Origin of the sequence: Methylobacterium sp. Leaf465 (assembly GCF_001424705.1) — a bacterium.
GTDB lineage: Bacteria > Pseudomonadota > Alphaproteobacteria > Rhizobiales > Beijerinckiaceae > Methylobacterium.
Genome location: NZ_LMRA01000034.1, coordinates 190,647 through 209,637 on the forward strand (window position 1 = coordinate 190,647; position 18,991 = coordinate 209,637).

The window sequence follows — 18,991 nt, forward strand, 5'->3', positions numbered from 1 at the left end:
CTCAGGCCCCGATCCGGGCGAAGAGCCGCGCCAGCTCGGCATCCACCGGGCCGGGCTCGGACGCGCCGCGCCGGTAGAGCCCCTCGGCGAAGATCCGGCCCGCGCCGGCGCTGAAGAAGGTCGTGGCGAAGAGCCGGTCGAGGGCGGCGGTCCAGGCGTCGCCCTGCGCGTCGGCCGCGGCGTCGCCCTGGAGGGTGCGGGCGAGGCGGCGCAGGAGCTGCGCCTGCGCCACCCGGCGGCGCTCCGGCGGCAGGGCGTTGGCGGCGGCGAGGTCGGCCAGGGCCGCGCGCCGGACCGAACCGCGCCGGCGCGCCCGCAACAGGCGCAGCAGGCCGAGGACGAGGGCCGCCGTGAAGCCCAGGGCGATGGCGAGCATCACCGCCCCCTGCGCCCCGCCGGTCTCGGCGGGCAGGTGCAGGCCGCGCAGCTGGTCGAGGCCGGGCGGAGCGTCGGGCGTCACCGGGCCCCTCCCTGTCGGCTTGGTACCCGAGAGCTTGGCGCCCTACAGCATCGCATCGAGGCGCTCCATCAGCGGCGCGTAGGCCTCCGGGCCGGCCTCGACGTCGAGGCGCAGGCCCTCGATGCCGCGCTGGGCGTAGGCGACGAGGCGGGCATCGGTGCCCGGGGAGGCCCGGTCGGTCCGGCTCGCCTGCACGGTGCCGCGCCGGCCGTCCGGCGTGGCGAAGGGGTAGAAGCCCGGCGGCCGGGCCCGCTCGAAAGCGTCGCTCACGAGGACGAGGCGGATCGACAGGCGCTCGGCCATGATCGTCAGCAGGGGATCGAAATCCGGGCCCGGCGCGTCGAGGGCGCTGCCGATGACGAGGTGACCGCCCGAGGGCAGCAGGCTCTGGGCCAGGGTCAGGGCCGGCGCGAGGGGCGGATCCGCGGCGGATCCGTCGGCCAGGGCCCGGGCATGGGCCAGCGCCAGGGCGCCGGTGAGGGCGGTCATCGCCCGCTCGCCGCCGGCCGGGCGCACCACCACGGGCTCGCCGGCCCCCGCCGCCACGAGGCCGATGCGGCCGCCGTCGCCGACGATGCGCCAGCCGAGCAGGACCAGGGCCTCGGCCGCCGCCACCGAGCGCAGGGCGCGGCGGGTGCCGAAGAGCATGGAGGGCCGGACGTCGACGAGGAGCACCACGGCACGGTCGCGCTCGTCGTGATGGGTGCGCACGTGCAGGATGCCGGTGCGGGCGGTGGCGTTGCGGTCGATGTGCCGGCGGTCGTCGCCCTCGGACCAGAGGCGCACGTCGTCCGGCTCGGAGCCGCGCCCGCGCCGACGGGTCACGATCCCGCCGGGCAGGCCCGCCAGCGTCCGGGTGGCCGGCCCGGAGCCGCGCCGGGCGAGGTGGCGCAGGCCCATCAGCGCCTCGCCCGAGAGGTGGATGCCCGGCGCCATCAGCGGGTCGGTGGCCGGCAGGGCGGCTGCGGCTTGGGCCGGGCTCGGCACGGTCATGGTCGCGCTCAGAGGGCCCGCACCCGCTGGACGAGGCCGCGGATGATGCCCCGGGCCGTCTGACCCTCGGCGGCGGCGCGCCAGGTCAGGCCGATGCGGTGGGCGAGGGCGTCGGCGGCGAGGTCCGCCACGTCCTCCGGGATGACGTGGTCGCGGCCGTGCAGATAGGCCCGCGCCTTGCCGGCGAGCATCAGCGCCAGGGTGCCGCGCGGGGAGGCCGGGTGCTCGATGGCGGCGCGCAGGTCGGGGGCCGCCGCGTCGGTGCGGGTGCCGGCGACCAGCCGCACGAGGTAGTCCTTGAGGGCCGGGGAGACGTAGACGTTGAGGGCGGCTTCCCGGGCGGCCCGGATCTCCGCCACGGAGAGCCGCACCGGCATCGCCTCGGCGTGGTGGTTCAATTCGCCCTCGACGAGGTCGAGGATGCGGCGCTCGGCGGCCTCGTCCGGCATCTCCACCAGGACGTGGAGGAGGAAGCGGTCGAGCTGCGCCTCGGGCAGCGGGAAGGTGCCCGCGTGCTCGATCGGGTTCTGGGTCGCCACCACCATGAACGGGTCGGGCAGCGCATGGGTGTGGCCCGAGACCGTGATCTGACCCTCGGCCATGGCCTCGAGCAGGGCCGACTGCACCTTCGGCGGCGCGCGGTTCACCTCGTCGACGAGGACGAGGGAGTGGAACAGGGGGCCGGGCAGGAACTCGAAGTCGCCGGCATCCTGGCGCCACACGGTGGTGCCGGTCAGGTCGGCGGGCATCAGGTCGGGGGTGCACTGGATGCGGGCGAAGCTGCCGTCGAGCCCGTCCGACAGGCGCTTGACCGCGCGGGTCTTGGCGAGGCCGGGGGCGCCCTCGATGAGGAGATGGCCGCCGGTGAGGAGGCCGATGAGGAGGCGCTCGACCATCGCGTCGGCGCCGATGAGCCCGTGCAGGAGGCCCTCGCGGAGCGCGAGGATGCGGCCGCGCAGGGCGGCGTCCACGGGCGGAGCGCCGGTCGCCGGCCGTTCGGCGAGGGCCGCGCCGCTCATGCGGAGGGGCTCGCGCCGGCCGGCCGGAGCGCCCGGATCGTCGATGGGGCAAGTCTCTGCAGGGCAAGTCTCTGCAGGGCAAGCCTCTGCAAGGCAGGACTCTGCGGAACAGGACTCTGCGGAGCAGGAACGGTGGGCCGGTCCATGCGCGTCTCCTCGGTGATCTTTTTTGGGTCGGATTCTTGCGCGATCCGCCTCCTTCGGGTGTGCCCGCTGCGCGGGGCGGGCGTCAATCCCGCCCCGGCATCCGCGAGGCCGCAGGGCACGGGCCGGGGCACCCGGTCCGGACACAACTCTGCGGGCGCGGCCTCGTTTTCGCGTGCCGCCTCGTCTTCGACCACGGCCTCGGCGGGAGACGTCGTCCGGTCCGGTTCAGAGCTTCTTCGACATCGGGGCCGCGCCGTGTCCGGCCATGCCCGCGCAGCAGCAGGCGGCCTTCTTGGTCCGGGACGGCTTCATGGCGCCCGCCCGCATGTCCATCTTGCCTTGGCCGCACATCATGCCGGCGCCGCCTCCGCAGCACCCGGCGGCCTGGGCGGGAACGAGGCTGGCCAGGGCGAGGCCGGCGGCCAGGGCGAGGGCGGTCACACACGTGTGCATCGGGAAAATCCTGCTGAGGAGGGCGGATGGGGCGGATCTAGTCGGAAAATCGCCCGCTTCCAGCCGAAGCGACGCTGTCCGCGATTGCGAACCGGCGCCCGGCCCCGTGCGTTCCCCCGGCCCCTGCCGGAGGCGCCGCCCGTGACCACCGATCTCTTCCCCCGCTTCGCCGCCCCTTGGATCGACATCCCGGCCGGCCGCTTCTTCGCCCGCATCGGCGGGCCGGAGGACGGGAGGCCGGTGCTGCTCCTCCACGGCTTCCCGCAGAGCCACGCCTGCTGGCACCGGATCGCGCCGGCCCTCGCCGAGCGCCATCGGGTGATCTGCCTCGACCTCAAGGGCTACGGCTGGTCCGCCGCGCCGGAGGGCGACCCGCGCCACGAGGCCTACGCCAAGCGGACCCTCGCGGCCGAGGTGGTGGCGGTGATGGAATCCCTGGGCCACGTCCACTTCGCCCTGGTCGGTCACGACCGGGGTGCGCGCATCGGCTACCGCCTCGCCCTCGACGAGCCCGGGCGGATCGCCCGGCTGGCCCTCCTCGACATCCTGCCGACCCTGGTCCAGTGGGAGCGGATCGAGGCCAACCCGCGCAAGCCCTCGCACTGGCACTTCCTGGCGGAGGCCGCCCCGGGGCCGGAGCAGGCCATCGGTCGCGACCCGGACGCCTATTTCGAGGGGCTGCTGCGCGACTGGAGCGGGGACAAGTCCCTCAAGGCCTTCGCCCCCGCCGCTCTGCATCTCTACCGGCAGGCCTGGGGCGTGCCCGAGCGCATCCACGCCTTCTGCGAGGATTACCGGGCGGGGGCCACCCGCGACCGGGACGCCGATCTCGCGGACCTCGCCGCCGGGCGTCGGCTGGCCTGCCCGACCCTGATCCTCACCGGCGACAGCTATCTCGACCGTGAGCCCGAGACGCCGCTCGCCGCCTGGCAGCGCACCTTCGCGCCGGGCGCCGTCGCCGCCGAGGTCACGTCCGGCCATTTCCTGGCCGAAGAGAACCCCGCCGCGTCCCTGGCGGCCCTGCAATCCTTTCTGGGGTGAGCGGGCGAGGCGGCCGGCAGAGCGTCAGATCCGCCCGCACCGGAGCTTCACACGTGTGATCCTCGCGCGCGTTCGGACGGTATTTCCGTCGCTGTCGAAGACCGAGGGCAGGGTTTCGAGCATTTGGTTCGCCGCGACGCTCCGGCAGGCCTCAGAGCGAGATGGATAAGGGATCATCGCCCCGGATCGGAAAACTTCGGAATACAACCAGGTTGCCGCAAGACTTCCATCAGTTGCAGAAAAATTCGCATACGTTAATCATTGTTTCAGCGCCGTATCACAGAAACGTGAGCACGACGCCGCGTCCCTGAGAGACCGATCAAGGTCCTGCGCCGGCGCCGGTCGCGGGGGCCTCATGCGCATGTTCAACAACCTCAAGCTTCTGGGAAAGCTCGCCGTCCCGAGCCTGATCCTCATCCTCGTGGCCGTCGGACTGGTGGTCCTGGCGCGGGCCAACCTCGACACCCTCGGGCGGAACACGACCCAGATCGTCGATGTCCGCGCCGCCCGGCTTTCCCTGGCCCAGCAACTGGCCCTGGCCGTGGACGAGGCGGTGATCGCCGAGAAGAACACCATCATCGAGACCGACGCCGCGCTGATGCAGCAGGACTTCGCCCATTACCAGGCGAGCCGGAAAGCCGCCCTCGAGGCCAGCGACCGCCTGCTCGCCCTGGCCGACACGCCGGAGCGCCGCGCCATCCTGCAGGGCGTCCGCGGCGAGCTGGAGGCGTTCTTCGCCACCGCCGACCGCTCCATCGCCCTCGGCCTGCGCAACGAGAACGCGGCGGCCGCCCAGATCTCGAAGCAGGAGGTCCGCCCGGCCCGGCTCACGATCGCCCGGAGCGTGGCGGCCCGCGTCGCCGCGAACCTGCGCGACCTCGAGATCGCCAAGCAGGCGGCGGCCGAAACGGCCGAGAGCGCCACGCGCACCCTCATCGTCACCGCCACCCTGGGCCTCGGCGTCGCGGTCGGCCTGCTCGCGCTGATCACCCTCTACGGCGTCACCCGCCCGCTCGCCGCCATGACGGCGGCGATGGGCCGGCTCGCGGCCGGCGACCTCGCCGTGACGGTCTCGGGCACCGAGCGGCGGGACGAGGTCGGTCTCCTGGCCCGCGCGCTCCAGGTCTTCAAGGACAACGCCCTGGAGGCCCGGCGCCTCGCCGAGGCGCAGGCGGCCGAGGACGCCGCCAAGATGCGCCGGGCCCAGCGTCTCGACGCCCTGACCCAGGCCTTCGAGGGCAACGTCTCGATCCTGACCCAGGGGCTGGCGGGCGCCGCCACCGAGATGGAGGCCACGGCCCAGTCGATGAGCAGCGTCGCCGCCCAGACCAACCAGCAGACCGTGATCGTCGCGGGGGCGGCCGAGGAGACCTCCGCCAACGTCCAGACGGTGGCCGCGGCCAGCGAGGAGATGTCGGCCTCGGTACAGGAGATCGTGAGCCAGGTCAGCCTGTCGGCCCGCATCGCCGACCAGGCGGTGGAGAACGCCCAGCGCACCGACGCCACCGTGCGCCGCCTCGCCGGCACCACCGAGCGCATCGGCGCCTTCGTCGAGGTGATCTCCAGCATCGCCGCGCAGACCAATCTCCTGGCGCTCAACGCCACCATCGAGGCGGCGCGGGCCGGCGAGGCCGGCCGCGGCTTCGCCGTCGTCGCCTCCGAGGTGAAGGAACTGGCCGGGCAGACCGCCAAGGCCACGGGCGAGATCGGCGAGCGCATCACCGAGATCCGCACCGCGACCCAGGAGGCCATCACCGACATCGAGACCATCGGCCGGATCATCGGCGAGATGTCGAGCACCGCCGCCTCGATCGCCGCCGCCATGGAGGAGCAGGGGGCCGCGACCCAGGAGATCACCCGCAACGTGCAGGAGGCGGCGCGCGGCACCGAGGAGGTGACCACCAACATCGCCGGCGTGCGCGACGGCGCCGGCCAGACGGGGGCGGCCGCCTCGCAGGTGCTCAGCGCCGCCCAGGAGCTCGCCCGGCACTCCGAGACTCTGACCCGCGCGGTCGGCGGATTCCTCGCCGACGTGAAGGCGGCCTGAGGGGCCCGCGGGGGCGCGCCCATCTCCAGGCGATCTCCAGGGTTGACGCCCCTGGCGGTTGGCGGGAAGGAGAACGCAACCCTTCAGACGGATGCGCGGCCCCTCCCGGAGGCGGGACGGGGCCGCGGCCGCCGCCCGCACGAGAGCGAACCCGCGCATGACGACCTCCTTCCTGCCGATCGACCGCGCCGTGATCGCCCGCGAGGCGGCCAAGATGCTCCTCGAGATCAAGGCGGTGCACTTCTACCAGGAGACGCCCTTCACCTTCACCTCGGGCTGGGCGAGCCCGGTCTACATCGACTGCCGCAAGATCATCTCGTATCCGCGCCTGCGCTCCACCCTGAACGACTTCGCCGCCGCCACCATCGTGCGCGACATCGGCTACGAGTCGATCACCCACGTGGCCGGCGGCGAGACGGCCGGCATCCCCTTCGCGGCCTGGATCTCCGACCGGCTGATGCTGCCGATGCAGTACGTGCGCAAGAAGCCCAAGGGCTTCGGCCGCAACGCCCAGATCGAGGGCGAGGTGGTGGAGGGCGCCCGGACCCTGCTGGTGGAGGATCTCGCCACCGACGGGCGCAGCAAGGCGCTGTTCTGCAAGGCCCTGCGCGATGCCGGCGCCCAGGTCGACCACTGCTTCGTGATGTTCTTCTACGACATCTTCCCCAACAGCCGCGAACTCATGGCCGACCTCGGCGTCCAGCTGCACTACCTCACCACCTGGTGGGACGTGCTGGCGGTGGCCAAGGAGAGCGGCCACTTCGACCCGAAGATCCTCGCCGAGGTGGAGAGCTTCCTGCACGAGCCCGCCAAGTGGTCGGCGGCGCATGGCGGCATCTCCGACTACCCGCAGGCCTGATCCCGGTCGCGCCGTCATGGTCCCGTCACGGGACCGCGTCAGGGCAGGACGATGATCCCCTTCCTGTCCGGGCCGATGCCCGAAGCCGTCAATTCGGCGATCAGCCTCCTCGTCGCCTTCGGGCTCGGCACCCTGATCGGGGCCGAGCGCCAGTACCGACAGCGCACGGCCGGCCTGCGGACCAACGTCCTGGTGGCGGTGGGGGCGGCCGCCTTCGTCGACCTCGGCATGCGCCTCGAAGGGGCGCCCGGCGGCACCCGCACGGTGGCCTACGTGATCTCGGGCGTCGGCTTCCTCGGCGCCGGCGTGATCATGAAGGAGGGCATGAACGTCCGCGGCCTCAACACCGCCGCGACCCTCTGGTGCTCGGCCGCCGTGGGCGCTTTCGCGGGCGCCGACTTTCCCCTGGAGGCGGCCTTCGTCACCGCCGCGGTGCTCGCCGGCAACACCCTGCTGCGGCCCCTCGTCAACGCCATCAACCGCGCGCCCATCGACGAGAGCCAGACCGAGGCGACCTACGAGGTGCAGGTGACGGTGCAGGCGGACGGCGCCGGCCCGGCCCGCGACCTCCTGGTGGAGCGCCTGGAGGCGGCGCAGTACCCCGTCGGCGGGATCGAGGTGGTGGAGCGGGGCGAGGACACCGTCGAGGTGGTGGCGACCCTGGTGGCGACGGCGGTGGCCGGCGCCGAGCTCGACGCCGTGGTGGCGGGCCTCGCGCGGATGCCCGGGATCGAGCACGCGACCTGGTCGGTGCAGACGGCGGATTGAGGCCCGCGCGGGTGCGCCCGCGCACCTCGGCGCCCGCGGCCCGGATTGCCGGACCGACGCCTTCGTCCAACCTCCCCGGACAGGGGAGGGCGGCGCCGCCCCCGGGCGGCAAGCCCTTCACGAACCCCTTCCGCGAACCAGGGACACGGATCACCATGGCATCCCAGAAGAACGCGCTCATCGTCGGGGCCTCGCGCGGCCTCGGGCTCGGCCTCGTCGAGACCTTCCTCCAACGCGGGTGGCGGGTGACCGCGACGCAGCGCTCGGCCTCCCCGGGCCTCGCCGCGCTGGCCTCCGAGGCCCTCACGGTCGAGACGGCCGACATCGACGACGATCGCGCGGTGTCCACCCTGCACGACCGCCTGGCGGGCCAGAGCTTCGACCTGATCTTCGTGGTGGCGGGCGTGGCGACTCAGGCCCACGAGCCGCTGCACCTGGTGCCACGCGACGTCGCCGCCCAGGTCTACCTGACCAATGCGATCAGCCCGGTGCGTTTCGCCGAGGCCTTCCTTGACCGGCTGGCGCCGAAGGGCCTCGTCGCCTTCATGAGCTCGATCCTCGGCAGCGTCGGCCTCAACGAATCCGGCGGCTGGGAGAACTACCGGGCGAGCAAGGCCGCCCTCAACACCCTGGTGCGCAGCTTCGAGATCCGCCACCGGGAGGCCGGCTTCGGCGTGCTGCTGCTGCATCCGGGCTGGGTCCGCACCGAGATGGGCGGGGCCGATGCCGACATCGACGTCGCCACCAGCGTCACCGGCATGGCCGACGTGATCGCGGCCCGGCTCGGACAGAGCGGTACGGCCTATCTCGACTACACCGGCAAGACTTTGGACTGGTAGGGTCCCCTGGACTGGTCGAGCGGCGAAAGACCCGGGGGCCGGCGGAAAGCCGGCCCTCCGGTCAGGGGCGCCCGATCGGCGGTCGCCCGCGCCGCTCGACCACCACCGGCGGCCGGGTCCGGCGCTCGACGATGACGGTGCGCGGTGCCCGGCTCGGGCTGGCGGCGGTGAAGATGCGCTCCGGCATCCGCTCGGAGATCCGATCGGGCTTGGCCTCGGACCGGACCTTGGCGGCGGCGACCACGTGCTCGCGCACCGCCTCCGGCGGCAGGCCAATGAGGCCGGCGGCGATCTCCACCTGCTGCTCGATGTCGTCGGCGAGGTCCTGGGCCGCGGCGACGGCCTCCGGGATTGTCGGCGGCTCGCGCCGCACGCGGATCGGCGGGAGATCCTGGAAGGACTTCGAGGGCTTCTTCACGGCGCGACTCGCTTGGGGCATCACCGGACCATACGCGCGATCTTAGCGTTTGTGCAGTGCACACATGCGGGGCGAGCCGCGCGTCCGATGCATCGCGGGGGCGTGATGGATTTTCGATCAGCGCCTTCGGCGAGCCGTTGAAGGGATCTACCTGGACGAGAAGCGCCCTGCCGGCCGAATGGGCAGGGCCAAGCGTCGAAATGCCGCGTGCCCTCGGGACACGTCCGGGCTGTTGCGATGCGGTCGGCGAGCGTCGATAGTCGGGGCCATGAGGGTGGGGGCTATGGCGGATTCTCTGTTCGATCTCTCCGACGCGCGTCTCGTTCCGGCCCGGCCCGAGATCGCCGATGTGCGCCTGCGCGGCCATGTGGCGGCCGAACGCTACGTCGTGGGCGAGGCCCGCGCGGTGGTCGTACCCTCGGCCCCCTTGCGCCGGACGCCCCGCTTCGATGCCGGTCTCGAGACCGAGGCGGTGATGGGGGACGCGGTGACCGCCTACGGCGCCGAGGAGGGCTTCGTCTTCGTCCAGTTCGCCCATGACGGCTATGTGGGCTACCTCCCCGAGGCGGCCCTCGGCCCCGCGCAGGCGCCGACGCACCGCATCACCGCCCTGCGCAGCTTCCTCTATCCGGGCCCCGACCTGAAGCAGCCCGCCAGCGGCTGGCTGACCCTGGGCGCCCGCCTCCGACCGACGGAGACCCGGGGCGACTATCTCCGGATCGCGAGTGGCTACGTCTTTGCCGGCCACTGCGCGCGCCTCGACGCCGTCGAACCCGATTACGCCGCCACCGCCGAACGCCTCGTCGGCACGCCCTATCTCTGGGGTGGGCGCACCAGTCTCGGCCTCGACTGCTCGGGCCTCGTCCAGCTCTGCCTCGCGCAGGCCGGGATCCTGGCGCCGCGGGACGCCGACCAGCAGGAGCGCGGGCTCGGCGAGGCCCTGCCCCCGGACTTCGAGGGTCTGCGGCGCGGCGATCTCGTGTTCTGGCGCGGCCATGTCGGGCTGATGCTCGACGCCGCCCGCCTCATCCACGCCAACGGCCACCACATGGCGGTGGCGGTGGAGCCCCTCGCCGAGGCCGTCGCCCGCATCCGGGAGAAGAGCTACGGCCCAGTGACGTCGCTCCGGCGTCTTACGCCTTCAGCCGCATCTTGATCCGGTAGACCAGACCGTCGCGGACGTCGCGGTAGGCGTCGAGGCGCTGCTCGCGGGTGCCGTCCTGGATGTGGGTCGGGTCGGGGGTCGGCCAGTACTCGACCTCGACCGCGTTGGTGCGGGTCAGCTCCAGGGCGGCGTGGTGGGCTTCGGGCGCCAGGGTGACGATGAGGTCGAAGTTCAGGCCCTCCCACTCCTCGAGCTGGGCCAGGGTGCGCGGCTTGTGGCGCGTCGCGTCGATGCCGATCTCGTCGAGGGCCGCCACCATGAACGGGTCGGCGGGCTCGCCGGAGCGGACGCCGGCCGACTGCACGTAGATCGACTTGCCGAAGTAGTGGCGCGCGATGGCCTCCGCCGCGAGCGAGCGCACGGCGTTGAAGTTGCACATGAACAGGGCCGACTGCACGCGCGTCTTCTTCGGGCCGGTCGCGTCCGCCATCCGGTCTTCTTCTCAGCCTCGCGCTTCGAGTGGGGTCGCGGCTCAGGCCTTCCAGTGCAAGGCGAAGACCAGAGTGAAGAGGCGGCGCGCGGTGTCGTGGTCGAGGTCGACCTTGCCCTCGAGGCGCTGGCGCAGCAGGTCGGACGCCTCGTTGTGCAGGCCGCGCCGGCCCATGTCGATCGCCTCGATCTGGGTCGGCGAGGCGGTGCGGATGGCGTTGTAGTAGCTCTCGCAGATCATCTCGTAGTCGCGGATCACCCGGCGGAACGGGGTCAGCGACAGGAGGTGGGTCATCACCGGGTCGCCGTCCGCGCGCTTGATGACGAGGGCGAGCTTGCTTTCCACGAGCCCGAGCGTGAGGGCGTAGGGCCCCTCGCGGCCGGGGACCGTGAAGCTGTTGTCCTCCAGGATGTCGAAGATCGCGATGGCGCGCTCGTGCTCCTGGTCCGGGTTGCCCCGCCCGATCGACTCCTCGTCGAGGGTCACCACCGCGAGGCGATGCGGCGACTTCGCCTCCCCCGCCTTCGCCTCCGCCGCCTTCACGTCCGCCGCCTTGGCGTCCGCCACCTCGGCGTCCCGGGATTTCGCTTCGCTCGAATTGGCCGCGCCGGACATCAGGCCCTCACAGGTTCAGGCGGATCGCCACCGAGCGGGCGTGGCCTTCCAGGCCCTCCGACCGTCCGAGGGCGATGGCCGCGGGGCCCAGCGCCCGGAGGGCCGCCGGGTCGCAGCGCAGGATCGTGGTGCGCTTCATGAAATCGAGCACGCCGAGCCCGGAGGAGAACCGCGCCGAGCGGGCGGTGGGCAGGACGTGGTTGGGGCCGCCGACATAGTCGCCGATGGCCTCCGGCGTGTGCGAGCCGAGGAAGATCGCGCCGGCGTTGCGGACCTTGGCGGCGAGCCCCTCGGCGTCCCGCGTCTCGATCTCCAGGTGCTCGGGGGCGAGGCGATCCACCAGCGGCACCGCCTCGTCGAAGTCCCGCACCACCACGATGGCGCCGTAGTCGCGCCAGCTCGCCCGGGCGATGTCGGCCCGCGGCAGGGTGCCGAGCGCCCGTTCCACCGCCTCGGCCACGTCGCCGGCCAGCGCTTCGGAATCCGTGATCAGGATGGATTGGGCCGCCGTGTCGTGCTCGGCCTGGGCCAGGAGGTCCGCCGCCACCCAGTCGGGATTGGCATGGGCGTCGGCCAGGATCAGCACCTCGGAGGGGCCGGCGATCATGTCGATGCCGACCTGCCCGAACACCCGGCGCTTGGCCGCGGCCACCCAGGCGTTGCCGGGCCCGACGATCTTGGCCACCGGTGCGATCGTCTCGGTGCCGTAGGCCAGCGCCGCCACCGCCTGGGCGCCGCCCACCCGGTAGACCTCGTCGACGCCGGCGAGCTGCGCGGCGGCGAGCACCAGCGGGTTCATCGTGCCTTCCGGCATCGGCACCACCATGACGACGCGCGGCACCCCGGCGACGCGGGCCGGAATGGCGTTCATGAGCACCGAGGAGGGATAGCTCGCGGTGCCGCCGGGTACGTAGAGGCCGACGGATTCCAGCGCCGTCCAGCGCCAGCCGGCGGTGACCCCCAGGCTGTCGGTGGCGCTGTGGTCGGCGGGCACCTGGGCGGCGTGGAACGCCTCGATCCGGGCGGCGGCGAAGCGCAGGGCCTCCAGGGCGTCGGGCGGGCAGGCCGCGACGGCGGCCTCGATCTCGGCCGGGGTGACGCGCAGCGACGCGACGGTGAAATCCTCGCCGAGCCGGTCGAAGCGGCGGGTGTAGTCGACCAGCGCCGCGTCGCCGCCCGCGACCACGCCCGCGATGATGCCGCGCACGGTCTCGTCGACATCCTCGGAGATCTCACGCTTGACGCTGAGCAGGCGCGCGAAGGCTTCGGCGAAGTCTTCGTCGCGGGAATCGAGGCGGACCATCAGGTGTTTCCTTCTCGGGCGTCGCCCGCGATGGCGGCGCGCCCGGCGACCACGGCCTCGTGGTCGGGGCGCCCCTCGACCTCCCAGACCGGGCCGAGATCCTTCAACTGGACCTCGATGCATTCGAGTTCGAGCTGGATCGCCGCGCCGCCGGCGAAGACCAGGGTGGCGATGCCGGACGGCGCCTCGGTCGGCGCGAAGGTGACGGCGAGGAGTTCGAGGGGCGTCTCGGCATCCGCGCCGGGCGTGATGCCGCGCGTGCGCACCTTCAGCACCCGTTCGAAATGGATGCCCGTCAGGCGCCGGCGCGGCGGCGCACCGTCCTCCGCCGACCAGTCGAAGCGGCGCGCCACCAGGACGAACCGATGCTGCGCGCCCAGATAGGCGAGGTCGCTCCCCTTCAGGATCGCGTCCTGCAGGTGGGCGGAGATGACGCCCAGATCTTCGGCGTCGAGGGCGGCGAGCCTGAGAAGCTCCATGATCGGATGTCGCGCTCTTGTCGGCGGGCCGGCCCGGTGCGGGCTCGGCCGTTCGCGGTATGGGAGCCGTAGGTAGCGAGGGGACCCGCCCACGGCAACAGGCGGGGGCGAACTCCGCCATTGTCCCGCTTGCCGGACCTGTTAGGGACGCGTCGCTGCGCCGGCTCCGTGTCGGCACCGGCGAACGGAGTTCGCACCGTGTCTCTTCCCCCTCTCACCGAAGCCGCCGGCTCCCCGGGCCAAGCCGAGTCCCCGGGCCAAGCCGAGTCCCCGGGCCAAGCCGAGACCTCGGCCAGATCCACCGGTCCCGCCCTGGCCGCGCCCGGCGCGGTCGTCGCCATCCCGGTGCGCAACGAGGCCGAGCGCATCGCGGCCTGCCTGCGCGCGATCGACGCCCAGACGGGGATCCCGCCAGGGAGTCTCGGCGTCGTGCTGTTTCTCAACAACTGCACCGACGCCACCGAGGCGATCGTGGCCGATCTCGCGCCGCGGATGTCGGTGCCGGTCCGGGTCACCCACGTCACGTATGCCGGCGCCCATGCGGGCTGGGCCCGGCGCGAGGCGATGAACCGGGCGGCCGACTGGCTCGGCGGGGACGGCATGATCCTCTCGACCGACGCCGACAGCCGGGTTCCGTCGGACTGGGTCGCACGCAACCGGGCCGCCCTCGACCGGGGCGCCGACGCGGTGGCCGGCCGCATCGCGCTCGATTCGGACGAGCGCGCCCTGCTGCCGCCCTCCCTGCACTGGCGCGGCGAGCGGGAGGACCTCTACAGCGATCTCCTCACCGAGGCGGAGGCGCGCATCGACCCCGATCCGCACGATCCCTGGCCCTGCCACCGCACCACCATCGGCGCCACCCTGAGCGTCAGCCTCGCGGCCTACCGGGCGGTGGGGGGCATGCCGGCGATCGCGCTCGGCGAAGACGGCGCGTTCGTGGCGCTGCTGCTCGCGCAGGGGCTGCATGTCCGGCACGACCCGGCCATCCTGGTCACGGTCTCGGGGCGCCTCGTGGGCCGGGCGCCAGGCGGCGTCGCCGACACCATCCGGGCGCGCTGCGAGAAGCCCGACAGCCTGTGCGACGCCCGCCTCGAACCGGTGCCGCGGGCGCTCTTCCGCTACGCCTGGCGGCGGCGCCTGCGCCGCCTGCACGCGGCGGGCCGGCTCGGTACCGAGCGTGGCTGGGCCCGGGCCCTGCGGATCACCGAGGCGGATGCCGTCCGCGTCGCGGCCCATCCCCTGGCGGGCCACGCGGTGGCCGAGGCCGAGCGCGCCAGTCCGCGCCTCGTCCACCGGCCGCTCGGGCCTCGGCAGCTGCCCGGCCAGATCCGGCTGGCCCGGGCGGTGCTCCCGGCGGTGCGCCTGGTCACCCGGTTCCTGGGCTGAGATGCGCCTCCCCGATCGCCGCATGCCCTCAGGGAGCGTTCAGCCCGGGGTCGCTAGATCGAGCGCCACTTCCGAGGGGATGCAGCCATGACACGCAAGGCCATGACGTCAAAGACCATCAGGACCGCGATTCTCGCCCTCGCCACCGCGGCGACGCTCGGCACCGGCCTCGGTGCTTTCGAAGCGCGGGCGCAGTATTACGGCGACGACGATCGTCCCCATCGCTTCGAGCGCCGCTACGACGAGGATCGCTACGAGCGCCGGCGCTACGACGAGGACCGGTACGACCGGCGCCCCCATGGCTACGGCGGCGGATTCGGACGCCTCTGCCTGACCCAGCGTGGCAACTGCATCACCCGCCCACAACCCTACGGCTCGCGCTGCGGCTGCGACATTCCCGGTTTCGGTCGCAAGCACGGCGAGATCGGCGGCTGATCCGACCCACCCGCCGCCCGGAGCGGGCGGCGGGCGGGTCCCGTCAACTGCGGACGCGGGTGATCTCGGCGCCGCAGCGGGCGAGCTTGGCCTCCAGGGCCTCGAAGCCGCGGTCGAGGTGGTAGACCCGGTTGATGCTGGTCTCGCCCTCGGCCGCCAGGCCCGCGATGACGAGGGAGACGGAGGCGCGGAGGTCCGTGGCCATCACGGGCGCGCCCTTCAGGCGCTCGACGCCCTCGACGATGGCGAGGTCGCCCTCGAGCCGGATCCGGGCGCCGAGGCGGGCCAACTCCTGCACATGCATGAAGCGGTTCTCGAAGATCGTCTCGCGAATGTTGGACTGGCCCTTGGCCAGCGTCATCAGCGCCATGAACTGCGCCTGCAGGTCGGTGGGGAAGCCGGGGAACGGGTCGGTGGTGATGTCGACCGCGGCGATGCCCCCACCGTTGCGGCGGATGCGGATGGTATCGGTGCCCGTGGTGATCTCGGCGCCCGTGGTCGCCAGCACGTCGAGGGCCGCGTGCAGCAGGTCGGCGCGGGTGTTCTCCAGGGTCACGTCGCCGCCGGTCATGGCCACCGCCATGGCGTAGGTGCCGGTCTCGATGCGGTCGGGCAGCACGTCGTGGCGGGCGCCATGCAGGCGCGAGACGCCCTCGACGGTGATGCGCGGCGTACCGGCCCCCTCGATGCGGGCGCCCATCTTGGTGAGGCAGGCGGCGAGATCGACGACCTCGGGCTCGCGGGCGGCGTTCTCGATCAGGGTCGAGCCGTTGGCCAGGGCCGCCCCCATCAGCGCCACGTGGGTGCCCCCCACCGTCACCTTGGGGAAGTGGATCTCGCCCCCGCGCAGGCCGTTCTTGGCCTTCGCGACGACGTAGCCGCCATCGACCTCGACGGTGGCGCCAAGGCGCTCCAGCGCCATCAGCAGCAGGTCGACCGGGCGCGTCCCGATGGCGCAGCCGCCGGGCATCGAGACCCGGGCCTCGCCGAAGCGGGCGAGCAGCGGCGCGATCACCCAGAAGCTCGCCCGCATGGTCGAGACCAGCTCGTAGGGCGCCGTGGTGTCGATGACGTTGGAGGCGGTGAGGCGGATGGTCTGGCCGGTCTCGGTGGTCTGGCCCGGGCGCTTGCCCACCACCATGTGGTCGACGCCGTGATTGCCGAGGATGCGCAGCAGCGCGTTGATGTCGGCGAGCCGCGGCACGTTGCCGAGTTCCAGGGTCTCGCCGGTCATCAGGCTGGCGATCATCAGGGGCAGCGCGGCGTTCTTGGCGCCCGAGATCGGGATCACGCCGTGCAGCGGGCGGCCGCCGATGATGTTGATGCGGTCCATCGTCTCTACAACCTTGCCTAAAATCTTGCCCGCCGGGGGCGCAGGCCGCGCCGCGGGCCGGAGAAATCGAACGTGAAACCTGGCGGGACGCGAGCCGCCCCCGTGGAAACAGCACCGTTATAGCCAAGTTTTGTCGAAAAGGAGGTTCAGGGCGCCCGATTAGGCTTCGCCGCCGGATCCGGGTGTTTCGTCGGGTCCGGAGCCGAGCGAACGCCCGCGCACCTGTGCCTTGCGACGGCGCAGGTTGTCGCGCAGGGCAGCCTTCAGGCGCTCGGCCCGCTGCTCGGCGGCGCTCTTGGGCGGCGCCTTGGCGGAGGTTTCGGGAGACCCCTTCCCGTCGGGTCCGGTCTCGTCGTCCGTCATGGCGCGGAAATCGGGTCAGGCTGGGATCGGTTGCGGCGGCGATCCGGTTTCAAGGCTCGCATGGTCCCGGCGCGTTCCATGGTCTCAATCGGGTTCCAGGGTCTTATCGGGTTCGAGATCTTGTCGGGTTCTAAGGTCTCGTCGGATTCATCTGGCGAAGGGTCGGGGCCGGCACGGCCCGCGCGACCCATCGTCGCCACGTCACCGTGTCGGCTTTGCAGGCCCTGGTCGATGGATGCAAAGCAGGAATGCGGATGTCGACTTGAACCAATTCCAAGTTCACCTGTATCGTCGCCATCGCGTCGGGGAAACCCGAACGTCGGGGAAACCCGCGTCAGGACGAGCATCGTCAGCAACTCCTTCACGGAGTCGGCGCCACGCTCGTCAACGAGACCGATTGCATCAAGGGCCCCCCGCACGAGGGTCCGCGTGGAAACGATCCCGCCAGAGGCCGCGATCCCACCGCCGGCCCCTCAGCCCAAGCGTGAAGGACGGATGCCCGTGAACCGCATGCCCGCGACGATCAAGATCAGCGACACCAAGCAGGGAACGGGCCAGGGAGCGGGCTGCGAGGCCAAGTCTGTGGGATCCATCGGTCAGGGCCGGACCGACTACGAGGCGCATTTCCGCACGGCCCTGGATCGCCTGCACGGCGAGCGTCGCTACCGGGTGTTCGCCGATATCGAGCGCATCGCCGGCCGCTTCCCGACCGCGCATTGGCGCAAGCCCGACGGCGGCACCTCCGAGATCACCGTCTGGTGCTCGAACGACTACCTCGGCATGGGCCAGCATCCGGACGTGGTCGGCGCCATGACCCGCACGGCGGCCCGCTGCGGCGTCGGCGCCGGCGGCACCCGCAACATCGCCGGCAACAATTCGCCGCTGGTCGACCTGGAGCGGGAGCTCGCCGACCTGCACGGCAAGGAGGCCGGCCTCGTCTTCACCTCGGGCTACGTCTCGAACCAAGCCGGCATCTCGACGATCGCCAAGCTGATCCCGAACTGCCTGATCCTATCGGACGCCTTCAACCACAACTCGATGATCGAGGGCGTACGCCATTCCGGTTGCGAGAAGCGCGTCTTCCGCCACAACGACCTGGCCCATCTCGAGGAGCTTCTGATCGCGGCGGGCGACCGCCCGAAGCTGATCGCCTTCGAGAGCGTCTATTCCATGGACGGCGACGTCTCCGACATCGGCGCGATCTGCGATCTCGCCGACCGGTACGGCGCCCTGACCTACCTCGACGAGGTCCACGCGGTCGGCCTCTACGGGCCGCGCGGCGGCGGCATCTCCGAGCGCGACGGGGTGATGCACCGGGTCGACGTGATCGAGGGTACACTGGCCAAGGGCTTCGGCTGCGTCGGCGGCTACATCACGGGGTCCGCGGTCCTGTGCGACGCGGTCCGCAGCCACGCCCCGGGCTTCATCTTCACCACCGCCCTGCCGCCGGCCATCGCCGCCGCCGCCATCGCTTCGGTGCGCTACCTCAAGCGCTCGAACGCCGAGCGCGAAGCGCACCAGCGCCAGGCCGCCCGCACCAAGGCCGCCCTGGAGGCCGCCGGCCTGCCGGTGCTGCACACCGACACCCACATCGTGCCCGTGATGGTGGGCGACGCCGAGCTGTGCAAGGCGGCAGCCGACCACCTGCTGGAGCATCACGGCATCTACATCCAGCCGATCAACTACCCCACCGTCCCGCGCGGCACCGAGCGCCTGCGGATCACGCCCTCGCCCTTCCACGACGATGCCCGCATCGCCAAGCTGACGGCCGCGCTCGCCGAGACCTGGGACACCCTCGACCTCCCGCGCGCCGGGACGGTGTTCGTCGAGGCGGCCGAGTAGCCGGCCTCGCCTCAGTTCAGGCGCCAGATCGCGCCGGTGAGCACGGTCGCGAAGCCGACCCAGGCGGCGTAGGGCACCAGCAGCCCCGCCGCCGCCCGGTCGAAGCGCCAGGACAGGCGGATCGTCCAGAGGATCATCACCCACATCGCGGCCGAGACCACCAGGGCCGCCCCGAGGGCGTGCGCGGCGAAGAAGGTCGGGGTCCAGGCGGCGTTGAGGGCGAGCTGCACCGCGAAGGCGACCAGTGCCAGCCGCCACGCCCCCTGGCTCGGACCCGTGCGCGGCTTCACCCCGAGGAGCCGGAAGGCCGAGAGCGCGATCATCCCGTAGAGGATCGTCCAGGCCACCGGGAACGCCCAGTTCGGCGGGTTGAAGGCCGGTTTCGTCAGCCCGGCATACCATCCGTCGATGTTCGGGCCGGTGGCGGACGAGCCGAGCACGGCCGTCAGCACCACCGGCAGGATCGCCGCCGCCAGCCGCCCGGGCAGGGCCAGGGCGGGCGCGGTGGGAATGTGGATCGGCGACGAGGCGGGCGCACGGGACATGACGAACGGGATTCCTTGCCTTGGGCGAGATTTCTCTCACCTTTAGAGGGA

Annotated in this window: 22 protein-coding genes; 9 read left to right on the forward strand and 13 right to left on the reverse strand. The window is 72.3% G+C overall.

Annotation, left to right across the window (positions count from 1 at the left end; genetic code table 11):
- Position 1: 1 nt before the first annotated feature.
- The 4 genes from ASG51_RS16020 to ASG51_RS25165 form a co-directional block, all read right to left on the reverse strand.
- On the reverse strand, positions 2-460 hold the full coding sequence (locus ASG51_RS16020; protein WP_056381850.1) for a DUF4381 family protein: 459 nt from the start codon (positions 458-460) through the stop codon (positions 2-4).
- Positions 461-502: 42 nt separating this feature from the next.
- A complete protein-coding gene (locus ASG51_RS16025; protein WP_244472719.1) occupies positions 503-1,396 on the reverse strand; it encodes a DUF58 domain-containing protein in 894 nt (297 codons plus the stop codon).
- 65 nt (positions 1,397-1,461) lie between these two features.
- Positions 1,462-2,472, reverse strand: coding sequence for an AAA family ATPase (locus ASG51_RS16030; protein ID WP_056218574.1), 1,011 nt, complete (start codon positions 2,470-2,472; stop codon positions 1,462-1,464).
- Positions 2,473-2,844: 372 nt separating this feature from the next.
- Positions 2,845-3,072 carry a hypothetical protein gene (locus ASG51_RS25165; RefSeq protein ID WP_200917621.1) on the reverse strand — a complete coding sequence of 76 codons (228 nt, stop codon included), beginning with the start codon at positions 3,070-3,072 and terminating at the stop codon, positions 2,845-2,847.
- Positions 3,073-3,213: 141 nt separating this feature from the next.
- On the opposite strand from ASG51_RS25165, the gene ASG51_RS25170 reads away from it, so the two are divergent.
- From ASG51_RS25170 to ASG51_RS16060, 5 genes are all read left to right on the forward strand, one after another.
- A complete protein-coding gene (locus ASG51_RS25170) occupies positions 3,214-4,113 on the forward strand; it encodes an alpha/beta hydrolase (RefSeq protein ID WP_056381853.1) in 900 nt (299 codons plus the stop codon).
- Between the two features lie 355 nt (positions 4,114-4,468).
- A complete protein-coding gene (locus tag ASG51_RS16045; RefSeq protein WP_056381855.1) occupies positions 4,469-6,160 on the forward strand; it encodes a methyl-accepting chemotaxis protein in 1,692 nt (563 codons plus the stop codon).
- A 157-nt stretch (positions 6,161-6,317) separates the two neighbouring features.
- Positions 6,318-7,019, forward strand: coding sequence for an orotate phosphoribosyltransferase (locus ASG51_RS16050; RefSeq protein ID WP_056218588.1), 702 nt, complete (start codon positions 6,318-6,320; stop codon positions 7,017-7,019).
- Between the two features lie 51 nt (positions 7,020-7,070).
- On the forward strand, positions 7,071-7,787 hold the full coding sequence (locus tag ASG51_RS16055) for an MgtC/SapB family protein (RefSeq protein ID WP_056218592.1): 717 nt from the start codon (positions 7,071-7,073) through the stop codon (positions 7,785-7,787).
- Between the two features lie 155 nt (positions 7,788-7,942).
- The gene (locus ASG51_RS16060) at positions 7,943-8,626 is read left to right on the forward strand and encodes an SDR family oxidoreductase (protein WP_056218598.1); all 684 of its coding nucleotides are present in this window, start codon (positions 7,943-7,945) and stop codon (positions 8,624-8,626) included.
- A 61-nt stretch (positions 8,627-8,687) separates the two neighbouring features.
- Here ASG51_RS16060 and ASG51_RS16065 read toward each other — a convergent pair whose 3' ends face one another.
- A complete protein-coding gene (locus ASG51_RS16065; protein WP_244472681.1) occupies positions 8,688-9,044 on the reverse strand; it encodes a hypothetical protein in 357 nt (118 codons plus the stop codon).
- Positions 9,045-9,327: 283 nt separating this feature from the next.
- Here ASG51_RS16065 and ASG51_RS16070 point away from each other — a divergent pair, with 283 nt between their 5' ends.
- Positions 9,328-10,200 (forward strand): C40 family peptidase, encoded by an 873-nt coding sequence (locus ASG51_RS16070; protein WP_200941353.1) that lies wholly within the window; start codon positions 9,328-9,330, stop codon positions 10,198-10,200.
- Here the strand turns inward: ASG51_RS16070 and ASG51_RS16075 are convergent.
- Genes ASG51_RS16075 through ASG51_RS16090 form a run of 4 tightly spaced genes read right to left on the reverse strand, consistent with a single transcriptional unit; the run spans position 10,178 to position 13,036 of the window.
- A complete protein-coding gene (locus ASG51_RS16075) occupies positions 10,178-10,639 on the reverse strand; it encodes a low molecular weight phosphatase family protein (RefSeq protein WP_056218603.1) in 462 nt (153 codons plus the stop codon). The genes ASG51_RS16070 and ASG51_RS16075 overlap by 23 nt on opposite strands.
- 42 nt (positions 10,640-10,681) lie before the next feature.
- Positions 10,682-11,254 carry a UPF0262 family protein gene (locus ASG51_RS16080; protein WP_082514042.1) on the reverse strand — a complete coding sequence of 191 codons (573 nt, stop codon included), beginning with the start codon at positions 11,252-11,254 and terminating at the stop codon, positions 10,682-10,684.
- 7 nt (positions 11,255-11,261) lie between these two features.
- Positions 11,262-12,557 (reverse strand): histidinol dehydrogenase, encoded by a 1,296-nt coding sequence (hisD, locus tag ASG51_RS16085; protein ID WP_056218606.1) that lies wholly within the window; start codon positions 12,555-12,557, stop codon positions 11,262-11,264.
- On the reverse strand, positions 12,557-13,036 hold the full coding sequence (locus tag ASG51_RS16090) for a DUF2948 family protein (protein WP_056218609.1): 480 nt from the start codon (positions 13,034-13,036) through the stop codon (positions 12,557-12,559). The genes hisD and ASG51_RS16090 overlap by 1 nt, the downstream gene beginning before the upstream one ends.
- Positions 13,037-13,348: 312 nt before the next feature.
- Here ASG51_RS16090 and ASG51_RS16095 point away from each other — a divergent pair, with 312 nt between their 5' ends.
- Positions 13,349-14,422, forward strand: a complete 1,074-nt coding sequence (locus ASG51_RS16095) for a glycosyltransferase family A protein (RefSeq protein WP_056219462.1) — start codon at positions 13,349-13,351, stop codon at positions 14,420-14,422.
- Positions 14,423-14,509: 87 nt separating this feature from the next.
- Entirely contained in the window at positions 14,510-14,857 is a 348-nt protein-coding gene (locus tag ASG51_RS16100) for a hypothetical protein (RefSeq protein WP_244472682.1), read from the forward strand.
- 43 nt (positions 14,858-14,900) lie between these two features.
- Here ASG51_RS16100 and murA read toward each other — a convergent pair whose 3' ends face one another.
- From murA to ASG51_RS24285, 3 genes are all read right to left on the reverse strand, one after another.
- Positions 14,901-16,190, reverse strand: coding sequence for a UDP-N-acetylglucosamine 1-carboxyvinyltransferase (gene murA / locus ASG51_RS16105; RefSeq protein ID WP_056218613.1), 1,290 nt, complete (start codon positions 16,188-16,190; stop codon positions 14,901-14,903).
- A 159-nt stretch (positions 16,191-16,349) separates the two neighbouring features.
- Positions 16,350-16,553 (reverse strand): hypothetical protein, encoded by a 204-nt coding sequence (locus ASG51_RS16110; RefSeq protein ID WP_056351916.1) that lies wholly within the window; start codon positions 16,551-16,553, stop codon positions 16,350-16,352.
- The gene (locus ASG51_RS24285) at positions 16,550-16,900 is read right to left on the reverse strand and encodes a hypothetical protein (RefSeq protein ID WP_156389747.1); all 351 of its coding nucleotides are present in this window, start codon (positions 16,898-16,900) and stop codon (positions 16,550-16,552) included. The genes ASG51_RS16110 and ASG51_RS24285 overlap by 4 nt, the downstream gene beginning before the upstream one ends.
- Positions 16,901-17,048: 148 nt before the next feature.
- Between ASG51_RS24285 and hemA the strand changes: the two genes are divergently transcribed.
- A complete protein-coding gene (gene hemA, locus ASG51_RS16115) occupies positions 17,049-18,395 on the forward strand; it encodes a 5-aminolevulinate synthase (protein ID WP_056276278.1) in 1,347 nt (448 codons plus the stop codon).
- A gap of 11 nt (positions 18,396-18,406) precedes the next feature.
- Here the strand turns inward: hemA and ASG51_RS16120 are convergent, their stop codons facing one another.
- Entirely contained in the window at positions 18,407-18,940 is a 534-nt protein-coding gene (locus tag ASG51_RS16120; protein WP_056218624.1) for a TspO/MBR family protein, read from the reverse strand.
- Between the last annotated feature and the right edge of the window lie 51 nt (positions 18,941-18,991).

Excerpts from the sequence above, each read along its gene's own strand:
- ASG51_RS16070 (WP_200941353.1), top strand. The coding sequence starts at position 9,328 with ATGGCGGATTCTCTGTTCGATCTCTCCGACGCGCGTCTCGTTCCGGCC.
- ASG51_RS16025 (WP_244472719.1), bottom strand. The coding sequence starts at position 1,396 with ATGGCGCCGGGCATCCACCTCTCGGGCGAGGCGCTGATGGGCCTGCGC.
- ASG51_RS16100 (WP_244472682.1), top strand. The coding sequence starts at position 14,510 with ATGACACGCAAGGCCATGACGTCAAAGACCATCAGGACCGCGATTCTC.
- ASG51_RS16080 (WP_082514042.1), bottom strand. The coding sequence starts at position 11,254 with ATGTCCGGCGCGGCCAATTCGAGCGAAGCGAAATCCCGGGACGCCGAG.
- murA (WP_056218613.1), bottom strand. The coding sequence starts at position 16,190 with ATGGACCGCATCAACATCATCGGCGGCCGCCCGCTGCACGGCGTGATC.
- ASG51_RS16050 (WP_056218588.1), top strand. The coding sequence starts at position 6,318 with ATGACGACCTCCTTCCTGCCGATCGACCGCGCCGTGATCGCCCGCGAG.
- ASG51_RS16030 (WP_056218574.1), bottom strand. The coding sequence starts at position 2,472 with ATGAGCGGCGCGGCCCTCGCCGAACGGCCGGCGACCGGCGCTCCGCCC.
- hemA (WP_056276278.1), top strand. The coding sequence starts at position 17,049 with ATGCCCGTGAACCGCATGCCCGCGACGATCAAGATCAGCGACACCAAG.
- ASG51_RS16090 (WP_056218609.1), bottom strand. The coding sequence starts at position 13,036 with ATGGAGCTTCTCAGGCTCGCCGCCCTCGACGCCGAAGATCTGGGCGTC.
- ASG51_RS16055 (WP_056218592.1), top strand. The coding sequence starts at position 7,071 with ATGATCCCCTTCCTGTCCGGGCCGATGCCCGAAGCCGTCAATTCGGCG.
- ASG51_RS16060 (WP_056218598.1), top strand. The coding sequence starts at position 7,943 with ATGGCATCCCAGAAGAACGCGCTCATCGTCGGGGCCTCGCGCGGCCTC.
- ASG51_RS16110 (WP_056351916.1), bottom strand. The coding sequence starts at position 16,553 with ATGACGGACGACGAGACCGGACCCGACGGGAAGGGGTCTCCCGAAACC.
- ASG51_RS16045 (WP_056381855.1), top strand. The coding sequence starts at position 4,469 with ATGCGCATGTTCAACAACCTCAAGCTTCTGGGAAAGCTCGCCGTCCCG.
- ASG51_RS16075 (WP_056218603.1), bottom strand. The coding sequence starts at position 10,639 with ATGGCGGACGCGACCGGCCCGAAGAAGACGCGCGTGCAGTCGGCCCTG.
- ASG51_RS25165 (WP_200917621.1), bottom strand. The coding sequence starts at position 3,072 with ATGCACACGTGTGTGACCGCCCTCGCCCTGGCCGCCGGCCTCGCCCTG.
- hisD (WP_056218606.1), bottom strand. The coding sequence starts at position 12,557 with ATGGTCCGCCTCGATTCCCGCGACGAAGACTTCGCCGAAGCCTTCGCG.
- ASG51_RS24285 (WP_156389747.1), bottom strand. The coding sequence starts at position 16,900 with ATGCTCGTCCTGACGCGGGTTTCCCCGACGTTCGGGTTTCCCCGACGC.
- ASG51_RS16120 (WP_056218624.1), bottom strand. The coding sequence starts at position 18,940 with ATGTCCCGTGCGCCCGCCTCGTCGCCGATCCACATTCCCACCGCGCCC.